Here is a 14,122-nt window from a genome sequence, read left to right on the forward strand (position 1 = left end):
CCAATGACGCAACAACAACGCACCGCTCTGGTCACCGGCGGCATGGGCGGTCTCGGCGAGGCCATCGCACGCAGCCTGCACGACGCGGGCCACCGCGTGCTGCTGACGCGCGCGCGCGACGAGGGCGCCGCGGCCACTTGGCTGGCCGCGCAGCAAGGCGAGGGCTACGCCTTCCAGTCCTACGCCGCCGACGTGGCCGACTGGGAGTCCTGCCTGCGCATGGCCGCGCGCATCGCCGCCGACGGCCACCAGGTCGACATCGTCGTCAACAACGCCGGCATCACCCGCGACGCGACGCTGAAGAAGATGACGAAGGACGGCTGGGACGCCGTGCTGCGCACCGACCTGGACTCGGTCTTCCACGTCACCAAGCCCTTCCTCGACGGCATGCTGGAGCGCGGCTGGGGGCGGGTCATCAACATCTCGTCGATCAACGGACTCAAGGGCCAGTTCGGCCAGACCAACTACTCGGCAGCCAAGGCCGGCATGCACGGCTTCACCAAGGCCCTGGCCCAGGAGGTGGCGCGCAAGGGCGTGACGGTCAACACCGTGTCGCCGGGCTACCTTGCCACCCAGATGGTGACGGCCGTGCCGTCGGACGTGCTGCAGCAGATCGTCGCGGGCATTCCCGTCGGCCGCCTGGGCCAGCCTGCGGAGATCGCCGCACTCGTCAGCTTCATCGCCAGCGAGGCGGCCGGCTTCATGACCGGCAGCAACATCTCGATGAACGGCGGCCAGTACATGGGCTGAGCGCCGAGCCCCTTGCACCGACCGAGCCCCCCATGACCCCACCGGATGACAGCGCCCTGGCGGGCGCGCCGCCTGTCGCCTGCGGCGCGCCGGCCCCGTTCTCGCAGCTGGCCCAGGCCGCCTGCGCCTATGCCGCGGACGCCTGGCAGCGGGCGCTGCTGGTGGCCGACATCGAGCGCCAAGTCGGCGACCAATACCAGGCCCAGCGCGGCATGGACGCGCCGCACGTGCTGCACTTCGAGTTCGAGCCGGTGATGTCCGGCGCGGAGCTGCCGCGCCCGGTGAACTACGGCCTGGTGCGCATCCTTCCGTCCGAGGGGCGGCCCACCGAGGCCGGCATGCGGCCCTTCGTCGTGGTCGATCCGCGCGCCGGCCAGGGCCCCGGCATCGGCGGGTTCAAGGCCGAGAGCGAGGTCGGTGCAGCGCTGCAGGCCGGCCATCCCTGCTACTTCGTCGGCTTCACGCCCGACCCGGTTCCCGGCCAGACGGTGGAAGACGTGATGCGCGCCGAGGCGGCCTTCCTGCGCCGGGTGGCCGAGTTGCACCCGGACAGCGCCGGCAAGCCGGCCGTGGTCGCCAACTGCCAGGCCGGCTGGCAGATACTGATGACGGCGGCGGTCTGGCCCGAGCTGTTCGGCCCCATCATCGCGGCCGGCTCGCCCCTGTCCTACTGGGCCGGCGACAACCCGATGCGCTACGGCGGCGGGCTGACCGGCGGCAGTTGGCTGACCGCGCTGGGCGGCGACCTGGGCGCGGGCCGCTTCGATGGCGCCTGGCTGGTACAGAACTTCGAGAACCTGGACCCGGCCCACACGCTGTGGGGCAAGCACTACCACCTCTACGCCAACGCCGACACCGAGGGGCCGCGCTACCTGGGATTCGAGAAATACTGGGGCGGCTATGTGTTCCTGAACGATGTCGAGATGCAGTACATCGCCGACAAGCTGTTCATCGGCAACCAGCTGTCGACCGCGCAGCTGTTGACCTCGGACGGCGTCCGCATCGACCTGCGCAACATCCGCTCGCCCATCCTGGTGTTCTGCTCCTACGGCGACGACATCACGCCGCCCGCGCAGGCGCTGGGCTGGATCACCGACCTGTACCGCGACGACCGCGACCTGCTGGGCCACGACCAGACCATCGTCTACGCCACGCACGACAGCATCGGCCACCTGGGCATCTTCGTGTCCAGCACCGTGGGCGGCAAGGAGCACCGCAAGTTCGCCAGCGCCATCGAGCAGATCGAGCTGCTGCCGGCCGGTATCTTCCACGCCACAGTGAAGGACGCGCCGCCGGGCACCCCGCTGCAGGACCCGCACCTGCTGGCGATACGCCGCAGCGGCATCGAGGAGGTACGCGCCATCGTGCAGCCCGACGCCGTCTCCGAGCGCCGCTTCGCGGCCGCCGCGCGCGTCTCCGAGATCAACCTGGCGCTGTACCGCAGCCTGCTGCAACCCTGCGTCAGGGCCTGGGCCACGCCGCCGGTGGCGCAGGCGCTGCAGGCCTTGCACCCGATGCGCGTCAGCTTCGCGCACTGGTCCAGCGCGCACCCGCTGGCGCCCTGCGTGCAGGCCCTGGCCGAGCAGGCGCGCGCGCAGCGCGTGGCGGTGGCGCCGGACAACCCCTTCCTGCAGTGGCAGGCGCTGGCCTCGCAGGTGATCGAGCGTTCGCTGGACGCCTACCGCGTGCAGCGCGACGAAGGCTGGCGCCTCGCCTTCGAGACGCTGTACAGCTCGCCGTGGCTGCAGTCGCTCATCGGCGGCGACGCCGCCGGCCCCGTGCGCCCACACCCCGGCGAATCACCCGAGCACCGCGCCTTCATCGAGCAGGTCGAGGCCTATCTGCAACAGCAATTGCACGTGGGCGGCTTGCCGGAGGCCGCACTGCGCGCGCTGTTCTACATCTTCGGCCACTGCGGGGAGATGGACGAGCGCCTGCATCACGAGGCCGCGCGGCTGCTACATGACAACGTCAGCGGCCGGGCCGGCAGCGCGGAGCTCCGCCGTGTGCTGCGCGAGCAGGCCTTGATCGTGCGCTACCACGGGCCGGCCATCGTCGACGCGCTGCCGGTCCTGCTGCGCGGCACGCCCGCCCGCACGCTGCAGGCCACGGCGCGCTTCATCGAGCAGTTGCTGCGCAGCAGCGGGGCCGGGCTGACGGACGAAGGCGAACAGGCGCTGGCGCGGGTGCTCGACGCTCTTGCAGTCGCAGCGCAGGTCAAGCCGAAGCCGGCACGCCAGACCACCACATCCCGCCGCTCGCCGCGGGCAAACAAGAAAGACCAGGCATGAACGACACCACGCAGCCCATCGGCATGCTGCGCAACCACACCTTCGCCGAGCTGCAGCTCGGCGACAGCGCCAGCATCGAGCGCCAGCTGACCCAGCAGGACATCGAGCTGTTCGCCGTCATGTCCGGCGACCTGAATCCGGCCCACCTGGACGCCGAATACGCCGCCGCCTCGCAGTTCCACGGCGTCATCGCGCATGGCATGTGGGGCGGCGCGCTGATCTCGGCCGTGCTCGGCACCCGGCTGCCCGGCCCCGGCACCGTCTACCTGAGCCAGACGCTGAAGTTCCGCGCGCCGGTGCGCGTCGGCGACCGGCTCACGATCGGCGTCACCGTCAGCGCCAAGGACGAGGCCAGGCGCCGCGTCACGCTGGCCTGCCGTTGCGTCAACCAGGATGGCCAAGCCGCGATCGAGGGCGAGGCCCTGGTGCAGGCGCCCGAGCAGAAGATCGAGCGCCCGGCCACCACCCTGCCCGAGGTGCGGCTGCTGGCGGCCAGCGGCCTGCCGCGCCTGCTGGACCACGTCAAACCCCTGGGCCCGATCCGAGTGGCCGTGGTCCACCCCTGCGATGCCCTGAGCCTGGGCGGCGCGTTGGACGCGCGCGCGGCCGGCCTGATCGAGCCGGTGCTGGTGGGGCCGCGCGCCCGGCTGGAAGCGGTGGCCGCCGAGGCCGGGCTGAGCCTGGCCGGCATCGAGATCGAGGACGTGCCGCACAGCCACGCCGCCGCCGCACGCGCCACCGAGCTGGGCGGCCAGGGCGCGGTGCAGGCGCTGATGAAGGGCAGCCTGCACACCGACGAACTGGTCAGCGCCGTACTGGTGCCGGCCGCCGGGCTGCGCACCAAGCGCCGGCTGTCGCATTGCTTCCTGATGCAGACGCCGGCCTACCCGCGCCCCTTCATCATCAGCGACGCCGCGATCAACATCGCGCCCACGCTGGAGCACAAGGCCGACATCATCCGCAATGCCATCACGCTGGCGCATGCCATCGGCGTGGCCGAACCGCGCGTCGCCATCCTCGCGGCCGTGGAGACGGTGAACCCGGCCATGCCGGCCACGCTGGACGCCGCCGCGCTGTGCAAGATGGCCGACCGCGGCCAGATCACCGGCGCGGTGCTGGACGGCCCGCTGGCCTTCGACAACGCCGTGTCGGCTGCGGCCGCCCGCACCAAGGGCATCGCCTCGCCGGTCGCCGGTCAGGCCGACGTGCTGATCGTGCCCGACCTGGAGAGCGGCAACATGCTGGCCAAGCAGCTTGAATACATGGGCGACGCCGCTACCGCCGGCATCGTGCTGGGCGCCAGGCTGCCCATCGTGCTGACCAGCCGCGCTGACAGCCGCGAGACGCGCATCGCCTCCTGCGCGGTCGCGGTGCTGCTGGCCCATCACTTCCAGGGCAACCCGCCATGAGCATGAGCGTTCCTTCCTACATCGTGGTGCTGAACTGCGGCTCGTCGAGCATCAAGTTCGGCGTGTTCGAGGCCAGCGGCAGCGCTCGCCAGCCGGCTTGGAACGGCAAGGTCCAGGGCATCGGCGGTCCGCACCCCGATTTCGGCGCGCGCACTGTGCCGGTGCGCTCGGTGGACCTGGGCCGCGCGCACCCCTATGCCGCAGCGCTGCAGATCATCCGCGACGAGATCTTGTGCTGGCTGAACGGCCGGTCCATCGCGGCCATCGCCCACCGCGTAGTGCATGGCGGCGCCAAGTACTTCGCCCCTACACGCGTCGATGAGCAGGTTCTGGCCGAGTTGAAGACCTTGATCCCGCTCGCGCCGCTGCACCAGCCCTTCGCGCTGGAGGCCATAGAAATACTGCTGCGCGAGCGGTCCGATCTACCGCAGTTCGCCTGCTTCGACACTGCCTTCCACCACACGCTGCCGCCGGTCGAGCAGTTGCTTCCACTGCCACATGCGTTGGCCGAGCGCGGGCTGCGCCGCTACGGCTTCCACGGCCTGTCGTACGAATACATGGCCGTCGTACTGGCCGAGCGCCATGGCGAGGCCGCGTGCGGCCGCACCCTGGTCGCCCACCTGGGCTCGGGCGCCAGCCTGTGCGCGATGCACGGGCTCCAAAGCCAGGCCACGACCATGGGCTTCTCGGCCCTAGACGGCCTGATGATGGGCACGCGCACCGGCGCGCTGGACCCTGGGGCCGTGCTTTACCTGATGGAAGTCGAGAAGCTGACGCTGGAACAGGTCGGCCACATCCTGTACCACGAGAGCGGCCTGCTGGGCGTGTCGGGCATCTCGTCCGACCCGCGCGAATTGCTGGCCCGGGAAGCCACCGAGCCACGCGCCGCACTGGCGCTGCAGCTGTATGTACGCCGCATCGTGCGCGAGATCGGTGCGCTCACCTCCGTGCTCGGCGGGCTGGACATGCTGGTGTTCACGGCCGGCATCGGCGAGCACAGCGTGGCGCTGCGCCAACGCATCTGCTCCGAGCTGGGCTGGCTGGGCGTGGACATCGACGCGCTGGCCAACGCGACCGATGCCCCCCTGATCTCCACCGCCACCAGTCGCGTACGCGTGGCCGTGGAGCCGACGAACGAGGAGTGGATCGCGGCCCGCTATGCGCAGCGCCTGCTCGGTACCGCGGCCATTGACCCTTCCTAATTCCAGAGAGAACTCCATGTATTCCAGACTTCTAGTGCCGCTCGACGGCAGCGCCACTGCCGAACTCGCCTTGCACCATGCAGCCGCGCTGGCACGCCTGAGTGGCGCGACCTTAGTGCTGCTGCACGTGATCGAGGAGATGAAGCACTGCAATGGCTTCGAGCGGCCGCAGGTCTATGTCGAACAGGTCCGTCCCGGCTTCCTGGCTGCCGGCCAGGCCTTGCTCGACGCCGCTGCCGCGCGCCTGCGCGGCCAGGGCCTGACGGTGGAAACCCTGCTAATCGAGAGCAAGGGCGAGCGCGTGTCGGCGCTGGTCGCCCAGCAGGCCTTGTCCGCGCGCTGCGACCTGGTGGTGTTGGGCACGCATGGCCGCCGCGGCGTGGACCGGCTTCTATTGGGCAGCGACGCCGAGCAGGTCGCCCGCATTGCGCCGGTTCCGGTCATGCTGGTGCGCCAGCCCCCATCAGCCGCTACGACCAGCCAACCGCCGGGGTGGGGGGGCACTGCTGCGTGACGGCAGTCCAACCCGCCAACTTTGTTCAGAGGCTTGGCGCCGCAGCCGTACTGCTGCTGTCGCTGAGCATCGCGTCCGAGAATGCCTTTGGGCAGGAGCAGTCTTGCCCGCGCGACAACCCGCTGCGCTCGACTGGAACCCTCAATCTGCGGATCGACAATGACATGTTCGGAGGCGTCGGTCAGGACCGGGGGTACTCCAATGGGTTTCTCGTCAGTTGGGTCTCTCCAAACCTGATCGACTATATCGATGACCCATGCCTTCCGCGACTTGTCCGTGGACTGAATCGCTTTCTCGCAGTTCTGCAGCCCGAGGGTTTCGACGAGCAGAACATGACGATCGGACTCGGGCAGATGATGTACACCCCGACCGACAAGACGCGCAGTGATCTGATGGCTGATGACCGGCCTTTCGCCGGCGCATTGATGCTGAGTTTCGGCTACAACGCGAGGCTTGCAGATACGCTTCGTACCTCGCAGATTCGCGTTGGCGTAGTAGGGCCGTCCTCCCTGGCCAGACAAACACAGAACTGGTGGCACGGCATCATCGGCGTGGATCGCTTCAATGGCTGGGGACACCAACTGCGCGACGAACCGGTGCTGCAGTTGCTCCACGAACGCAGAAAGCGCGTTTTCAGGCAAGAGACGACCAACGGTTGGGGATGGGACTTGACCCGCCATTGGGGAGGCAGCCTGGGCAATTTCGCCACCTACGCGAACGCGGGCGCAGAACTGCGCTATGGAATACGGCTGCCCGATGACTTCGGTACCGCGCCGCTGCGGCCAGCCGGCGAGAACACCTCGCCCGTCAGAGAAACTGCTGGCGGCAACTGGAACGGGCACCTATTCGTTGCGCTTGATGCCCGCTGGGTCTTACACGACATCACACTGGACGGCAATACCTTCAAGTCCAGCCACAGTGTGGACAAGCGGCCCTTCGTAGCCGACATCGGCTATGGCCTCGCGTTCACGCATGGCAACTGGCGCATCGCGTTCGCGCGCTACCACCGCACACGCGAATTCCGCGGCCAGCAAGAGGTCCCCGTTTACGGGACGATCACCGTGGGGCGAAGATTTTGATGCGGATCAATCCCGTCCTGGGTGCCCCATGGGCCACCCTGAACAATTCATGAAGAACGAGAACACCCTTGCAACGACTGACTCTGGCCCTTCCCGGCAATGAAGCACTGGCCCATCAACTCGCCCAGGCCTGCGGCAGTGATGTCGGCAGTATCGAAACACGTCGCTTCCCCGACGGCGAGAGCTATGTCCGCCTGCATGGCGATCCAGCCGGGCGGGCCGTTGATCTGGTCTGCACGCTGGATCGGCCCGATCCACAGTTCTTGTCCCTAGTGTTCGCCGCCGATGCCGCGCGCGAGCTTGGCGCCAGCGAGGTGAACCTGGTTGCGCCGTATCTGGCCTACATGCGGCAGGACAAGCGATTTCATGATGGGGAAAGCGTGACGTCGCGGTCCTTCGCACGCTTGGTCTCGTCGACGTTCGACCAGCTGCTCACGGTAGACCCCCATCTGCACCGCCATCCAACGCTCTCGGCGGTCTACACCATTCCCACCACGACCTTGCACGCCGCGCCACTGCTGGCCGATTGGATCGCACAGGAGGTCGACCAGCCCTTGATCGTTGGTCCCGACGAGGAGAGCGAGCAATGGGCCGGTGCGATCGCGGCGCGCATCGGTGTCCCACATGCCGTGCTGCGCAAGACCCGCCATGGCGACCGCAGCGTGGACATCGACGCGCCCGACCTGTCCTCCTGGCGCGACAGAACCCCGGTGCTGGTGGATGACATCGCATCATCCGGACGCACGCTGATCATGGCGGCGCACAAGCTCGTCGAACAGGGGATGCGTCGGCCCGAGTGCGTCGTGGTACATGCGCTGTTCGCGGAGGATGCCTGGACACATCTCGTGCCCCTGTTCTCCCGAATCACCTCCACCGACGCGGTGCCGCATGCGAGCAACGGCATTGCCCTGGCCCCCTTGTTCGTCCAAGCCCTGCTTAGCGGCCAGACCGATTCGCGCAGCTGATCCCTGAGCGCCCCACATCCCCAGGAGAGCCGACATGCCCCCTCATCAGACCAACCCTCTTGCCGACTGGCAGGCCGGCTACGGCCCCATCGTCCACCGGGCTGAAACCATCGAACGCATGCAGGCCCTGGTGCAGCGCCTGGTCGCGCAGCAGCGCGTCGCGGACGAGGCCACGGCCCATACACTGCTGGCGGCGGCCGACCGCCTCAGCTGCACCGCCATGAGCGTGGTGGCGCACATGACCTATGCCCGGCGCATCGACCGCAGCGGCCGCCCGCTAGCGATCGAGGACTTCAAGCCAACACCCGAGGGCCACACCGGCGGCTCGCTGAACATGGTGCCGGCCTTCGTGGGTTACCTGCTGGCCAATGCGCTGACCGGAACGACTCGTGGCTGGCTGATGGGCCAAGGCCACTGCGTGGCCGCGATCGAGGCGGTGAATGCCTTGACCGGCGACGTCTCCGCCGCGCAGCGTGGCCGTTACGACCGCAGCGAAGTCGGCCTGTCGCGGCTGATCAGCGACTTCTACTCCTACGCCATCGACGAGCAGGGCCGGCCCGCCGTGCCGCTGGGTAGCCACGCGGGGCCGAACACGGCCGGCGCAATCTCCGAAGGCGGCTACCTGGGATTCGCTGGACTGCAGTACGTGCACACGCCACTGCCGGGAGAAAGCCTGGTCACGTTCCTCAGCGACGGTGCCTTTGAGGAGCAGCGCGGTTCGGACTGGGCGCCGCGCTGGTGGCGGGCCGAGGACTGCGGCTTTGCCATTCCCATCATGGTCCTCAACGGCCGGCGCATCGAGCAGCGCACCCAGATCGTGCAGGAAGGCGGCGCGGGCTGGCTGGCCGAGGACCTGCGCCACAACGGCTTCGATCCCGTCGTCGTCGATGGCCGCGACCCCGTGGCCATCGCCTGGGCCATCATCGAGGCCGAGGATGCGCTGAGCGCTTTCGCATCAAGCGCGGACAAGCGCTATCCCGCCAAGCTGCCCTATATGATTGCCGAGACAGAGAAAGGCTTCGGTTTTCCCGGCGCGGCGACCAACGCCGCCCACAACCTGCCGCTCGCGGGCAACCCGCGCGAGAACGCCCAAGCACGCGAGGCATTCAATGCGGGCGCGGCGGCGCTTTTCGTGCCAGAGCCAGAGCTGGAGCAGGCGCTCGCCGCGCTCGCGAACCACGAAAGAAGCCGGCGCCCACGCGAAAGCGCACACCCCATGGCCCAGCGCCATCCAGCGAGCCCCCAGTTGCCTCCGCCGAACGGGGTGCCAGTGGGCGCTTCGGCCAGCGCCATGGCCGCACTGGATCACTGGTTCGTCGCACTGGTGCAGGCGAACCCGCAGCTGCGCGTGCGCATCGGCAACCCCGACGAACTCGCCAGCAACAAGATGGGGGCCACCCTGGCGCTGCTGAAACACCGCGTCAACGCACCCGAGCCCGGCATTGCGGAAGCGGTGGACGGCGCAGTGATCACGGCGCTCAACGAAGAGGCCGTCGCCGGCGCCGCGCTCGGCAACAAGGGCGGGCTGAACCTGATCGTCAGCTACGAAGCCTTCGCCGTGAAGATGCTGGGCATGCTGCGCCAGGAGATCATCTTCGCGCGCCGGCAGAAGGAGCTTGGTCAATCGCCGGGCTGGATCTCGGTTCCGCTGATCGTCACCTCCCACACCTGGGAGAACAGCAAGAACGAGCAGTCGCACCAGGACCCCACCATCGGCGAAGCGCTGCTGGGCGAGATGTCGGACACTGCGCGGGTGCTGTTCCCGGTCGATGCCAACACGGCTACCGCCGCGCTGCGCGACGTCTACGCCAGCCGCGGGCAACTGGCCTGCATCGTGGTGTCCAAGCGCGACACACCGAACCGTTTCACGGCCGAAGCGGCCCAATCGCTGCTCGCGCAGGGGGCGACCCATGTGGCCGGCGACCCGGCCACCGCGCAGATGCAGTTCGTGGCCGTCGGCGCCTACCAGCTCGAAGAAGCCCTCAAGGCCCATGCGCGCCTGGCCCTCCACGGCCTGGGATCGTGCGTGACTGTGGTGATCGAACCCGGCCGGCTGCGCATGCCGCGCGACGAGATCGAGGCCGGTTTCGTGCTCGGCGATGCCACCCTGGAGAGCCTCTTTCCCCCACAACTGCCCCGTGTGCTGATGAGCCATACCCGTCCGGAGCCGATGCTGGGCGTGCTGCGCCGGATCGATACCGGCCCCGCCAAGACACGGGCGCTCGGCTACATCAACCGCGGCGGCACACTCGATGTCACCGGCATGCTGATCGCCAACCGCAGCACCTGGGTGAATGCCATTTATGCCGCAGCGCAAGTAACAGGCTGGAACAACCAGCGGGCTGCCGTTGATGGCGCGGCCGACCAGTCAGTGCCCCTCCGCGTTGAGTCGGGTGCTCCGGCCTCATCTGAAACCTGATCCAAACCCATCCAACAGCGAAAAAATTCCATGCTTTCATTGACCAGCCTCGGCGGAGCCGGCACTGTCACCGGCTCCAAGCACCTGCTCACCAGTGGCGACACACGCATCCTGATCGATTGTGGCCTGTTCCAGGGACTGAAGAACCTGCGTGAACTCAACTGGCAGCGCCTGGACGTGTCGCCGCGCGACATCGATGCGGTGGTGCTGACCCATGCCCACCTCGACCATTGCGGCTACCTGCCGCGACTGATACTGGACGGGTTCCGCGGCAAGATCTACTGCACGCAGGCCACGCGCGACGTGGCCGAGTTGATCCTGCTCGACAGTGCCTGGTTGCAGGAGAAGGACGCTGACTTTGCGAACCGCAAGGGCTTTTCCAGGCACAAACCGGCCCTGCCGCTGTACACCGTGCCCGACGCCGAACGTGCTCTTAAGCACTTCCAGCCGGTAGCGCTGCACAGCGAGGTCGAACTGCCCGGCGGCGCCAGGCTCATGCTGCGCCGCGCGGGCCACATCCTGGGCGCCACAACTGCACAGATCGATATCGGTGGCCAGCGCATCGTCTTCTCGGGAGACCTGGGGCGCTATGGCGACCGCGTCATGCACGATCCCGAAACGGTGCCATCGGCCGACTATGTCGTCATCGAATCCACCTACGGCAATCGCCGCCATGACCGATCGGACGCGGTCAAGGCGCTTGGCGACGTGATCTCCCGCACGGTGCAACGCGGTGGTACGGTGGTGGTGCCGGCGTTTGCGGTCGGCCGTGCCCAGTCCTTGATCCACGATCTGTGGCTGCTGCGTCAGCAAGGCGGCCTGAACAACGTCCCCGTGTTTCTGGACAGCCCTATGGCCACCAATGCGACCGAACTGCTGTACCGGCACAAGAGCGAACACAAGCTCGCGGAGCGCGACTTCGAGCAAGCCTTCGCCGCCGTCACCTACGTGCGCGAGGTGGAAGAATCCAAGGCACTGTCGGCCAACCGCTATCCGAAGGTGATTCTGTCGGCCAGCGGCATGGCGACGGGCGGCCGCGTACTGCACCACATTGCTGCTTTCGCACCGGACCACCGCAACACCTTGCTTTTCTCCGGCTTCCAGGCCGCGGGCACTCGGGGACGCAAACTGCTTGAAGGCGCGCGCGAGGTGAAGATGTTCGGCCAGTGGATCCCCGTGAACGCCGAAGTGGCCGAGTTGCCGATGCTTTCAGCGCATGCGGACAGCGACGAGCTTCTTCAATGGCTGTTGGGCTTTGGGCAAGCACCCAAACGCCTCTTCATCGTGCATGGTGAACCCGAGGCCTCCGAAGGCCTGCGCGAGCGTGTCCAGCGCGAACTAGGCTGGCAGGCCACGGTGCCGCTGCAAGGCCAGGAGTTCGAGCTGTGAGCGCGCGGCTGGCACCTCCACCGCCCCTGCGGGCGGTGCGCATGTACCTGCATGCCCAGCACCAGCCTGTAGCGCTCATGCGCACCGACTGCCACGTCTGTCGCTCCGAAGGTCTGGCGCCTCGCTCCCAGGTGCTGATCGTCGCAGGTGAGCGCGAGGTACAGGCTTTGCTGTACCAGATCGATAGCGACTTGCTAGCCACTGGCCAGGTCGCCTTGTCCGAGGCCGCCTGGACGGCCCTGGATATCGGCGACGGCGACAGCGTGGTCGTCCGGCATCCGCCGGTGCTGGAGTCGTTAGCTGGCATCCGCCGGCGCGTCCACGGTCAGCGCTTGAGTGCAGGGGAACTCGCGGCCATCGTGCGCGATGTGGTTCAGGGGCGCTACACCGACGTGCATTTGTCGGCTTTCCTGACAGCTACCGCAGCATTGCCACTCGACTTGCAGGAGACAGAGCACCTCACTCGGGCGATGGTCGAGGTCGGTGAAACACTGACATGGAACGCACCCATCGTGGTGGACAAGCATTGTGTCGGCGGTCTGCCAGGCAACCGGACGACGCCCATCGTGGTCGCTATCGCCGCCGCCAATGGCCTGGTCATGCCCAAGACTTCCTCGCGCGCCATCACCTCGCCGGCGGGCACAGCCGACACCATGGAGACGCTGGCGCCGGTGGACCTGGACATCGCTGCGCTAAGGCGCGTGGTGGAGACCGAAGGTGGATGCCTTGCATGGGGCGGCGCCATGCACCTGTCGCCCGCCGATGACGTTTTCGTCCGCATCGAGCGCGAACTGGACATCGACACCGAAGGCCAACTGATCGCATCCGTGCTGTCCAAGAAGATCGCTGCCGGTGCGACCCACGTCGTCATCGATATTCCCGTGGGTCCCACCGCCAAAGTGCGCAGCATCGAAGCGGCACAGCACCTGGCGGATCGTCTGACGGAGACTGCGGCGCAGTTCGGGTTGGTTCTGCGATGCATCTTCAGCGATGGCAATCAACCCGTGGGACGCGGCATTGGGCCCGCTCTGGAAGCGCAGGATGTGCTGGCGGTGCTTCGTTGCGATGAAGACGCTCCCATGGACTTGCGTGAACGCGCTGCCTCTGTGGCGGGCGTCGTGCTGGAGCTGGCTGGGACGGTGGCCGAGGGAGACGGCATGCGGCTGGCGTTGGAGACGATCGACAGCGGCTGCGCGTGGGAGAAGTTCCAGCGCATTTGCGCGGCACAGGGAGGATTGCGTCAACCCCCCGTTGCCGAGTACGTGGAACCCCTAATCGCGGCGCATGCAGGGCGGGTCGTGCACATCGACAACCGCAAGCTCGCCCGGCTGGCCAAGCTGGCGGGGGCTCCGCAGAGTCTGGCCGCCGGGATCAGCATACAAGTGCGCCTAGGCGACGAGGTTGCACGCGGCCAAACATTGTTGCTCCTGCATGCGCAAACGCAAGGGGAACTCGCCTATGCATTGGGCTACGCCAACGAGGTGGGGGAAATTGTCCGGGTGGCGCAGTAAGCGTCTAAATCTGACCCTGCCTCGTTTCCATGAATGCCAACCAAGAAAATGACGTGCCCAACAAGAACCGCTACCTGTCCTCTGCCGCCAGGAAAGAGGGAAGTACTCGACACGACCCTTGTCGAATTCGCGGGTCGGACATACAACGTTGTGTCGAAGGAGCCCCTGGCGGAATGTGCGGGCTTGTACAAGGCAGGCATCAACGCCTACTTCAAAAGCAAGGAAGAGATTTTTCACACCTTGTGCGAACGTACGGTGAAGCAGGTTTGCGATTTCCAGAGTTGGTTCCCGGATCTGACGTTGTCTGATCTGGTCGATATCTACCTTGACCGCCTGCATACGACGTTTGAATCCCCTTCCACGATGTCGATCTACCAGCTGCTTCTTACCGAAAGCGCTAGAACACCAGAACTGGTGCAGCGTTGGTACAACGAAGTTGCGCACGGGTTCAAAGAGCGGGCGCAGACCATCGTCCAAAGCAACATACGCCGAGGAGTCATTCGACCAGGCGTTTTGATCAAGTTTTTTTCCCGCTGGCCCTCGCTCCCGCACTGCTGTGGTTGAACTCCTCGATGCTATCCAGGAGCGATCCT

11 protein-coding genes and 1 pseudogene are annotated in these 14,122 nt (G+C 67.1%); all 12 read left to right on the plus strand.

Annotation, left to right across the window (positions count from 1 at the left end; all coding sequences use genetic code 11):
* Positions 1–3: 3 nt before the first annotated feature.
* The 12 genes and pseudogenes from phbB to SOM08_RS08635 all read left to right on the plus strand — a co-directional run bounded on the left by phbB (position 4) and on the right by SOM08_RS08635 (position 14,093).
* Positions 4–750 carry an acetoacetyl-CoA reductase gene (phbB, locus tag SOM08_RS08580; RefSeq protein WP_322470509.1) on the plus strand — a complete coding sequence of 249 codons (747 nt, stop codon included), beginning with the start codon at positions 4–6 and terminating at the stop codon, positions 748–750.
* A gap of 32 nt (positions 751–782) precedes the next feature.
* On the plus strand, positions 783–3,041 hold the full coding sequence (locus SOM08_RS08585; RefSeq protein WP_322470510.1) for a DUF3141 domain-containing protein: 2,259 nt from the start codon (positions 783–785) through the stop codon (positions 3,039–3,041).
* Positions 3,038–4,450 (plus strand): bifunctional enoyl-CoA hydratase/phosphate acetyltransferase, encoded by a 1,413-nt coding sequence (locus SOM08_RS08590; protein WP_322470511.1) that lies wholly within the window; start codon positions 3,038–3,040, stop codon positions 4,448–4,450. The genes SOM08_RS08585 and SOM08_RS08590 overlap by 4 nt, the downstream gene beginning before the upstream one ends.
* A 2-nt stretch (positions 4,451–4,452) precedes the next feature.
* Positions 4,453–5,652: an acetate/propionate family kinase gene (locus SOM08_RS08595; RefSeq protein ID WP_409794743.1), complete on the plus strand. Its 1,200-nt coding sequence runs from the start codon at positions 4,453–4,455 to the stop codon at positions 5,650–5,652.
* Positions 5,653–5,668: 16 nt separating this feature from the next.
* The gene (locus tag SOM08_RS08600; RefSeq protein ID WP_127805136.1) at positions 5,669–6,166 is read left to right on the plus strand and encodes a universal stress protein; all 498 of its coding nucleotides are present in this window, start codon (positions 5,669–5,671) and stop codon (positions 6,164–6,166) included.
* Positions 6,163–7,245 (plus strand): lipid A deacylase LpxR family protein, encoded by a 1,083-nt coding sequence (locus SOM08_RS08605; RefSeq protein WP_127805134.1) that lies wholly within the window; start codon positions 6,163–6,165, stop codon positions 7,243–7,245. The genes SOM08_RS08600 and SOM08_RS08605 overlap by 4 nt, the downstream gene beginning before the upstream one ends.
* Positions 7,246–7,313: 68 nt before the next feature.
* Positions 7,314–8,210 (plus strand): ribose-phosphate pyrophosphokinase, encoded by an 897-nt coding sequence (locus SOM08_RS08610; protein WP_127805132.1) that lies wholly within the window; start codon positions 7,314–7,316, stop codon positions 8,208–8,210.
* 34 nt (positions 8,211–8,244) lie between these two features.
* The gene (locus SOM08_RS08615) at positions 8,245–10,629 is read left to right on the plus strand and encodes a xylulose 5-phosphate 3-epimerase (protein ID WP_127805130.1); all 2,385 of its coding nucleotides are present in this window, start codon (positions 8,245–8,247) and stop codon (positions 10,627–10,629) included.
* A gap of 30 nt (positions 10,630–10,659) precedes the next feature.
* The gene (locus SOM08_RS08620; RefSeq protein WP_127805128.1) at positions 10,660–12,018 is read left to right on the plus strand and encodes an MBL fold metallo-hydrolase RNA specificity domain-containing protein; all 1,359 of its coding nucleotides are present in this window, start codon (positions 10,660–10,662) and stop codon (positions 12,016–12,018) included.
* The gene (locus SOM08_RS08625) at positions 12,015–13,529 is read left to right on the plus strand and encodes a thymidine phosphorylase family protein (protein WP_127805126.1); all 1,515 of its coding nucleotides are present in this window, start codon (positions 12,015–12,017) and stop codon (positions 13,527–13,529) included. The genes SOM08_RS08620 and SOM08_RS08625 overlap by 4 nt, the downstream gene beginning before the upstream one ends.
* 48 nt (positions 13,530–13,577) lie before the next feature.
* Positions 13,578–13,706 (plus strand): annotated as a pseudogene (locus tag SOM08_RS08630) (hypothetical protein); the annotation flags it as partial.
* 6 nt (positions 13,707–13,712) lie between these two features.
* The gene (locus SOM08_RS08635) at positions 13,713–14,093 is read left to right on the plus strand and encodes a TetR/AcrR family transcriptional regulator (protein ID WP_241559781.1); all 381 of its coding nucleotides are present in this window, start codon (positions 13,713–13,715) and stop codon (positions 14,091–14,093) included.
* Positions 14,094–14,122 lie beyond the last annotated feature (29 nt).

Origin of the sequence: Hydrogenophaga sp. SNF1 (assembly GCF_034421675.1) — a bacterium.
GTDB lineage: Bacteria > Pseudomonadota > Gammaproteobacteria > Burkholderiales > Burkholderiaceae_C > Hydrogenophaga > Hydrogenophaga borbori.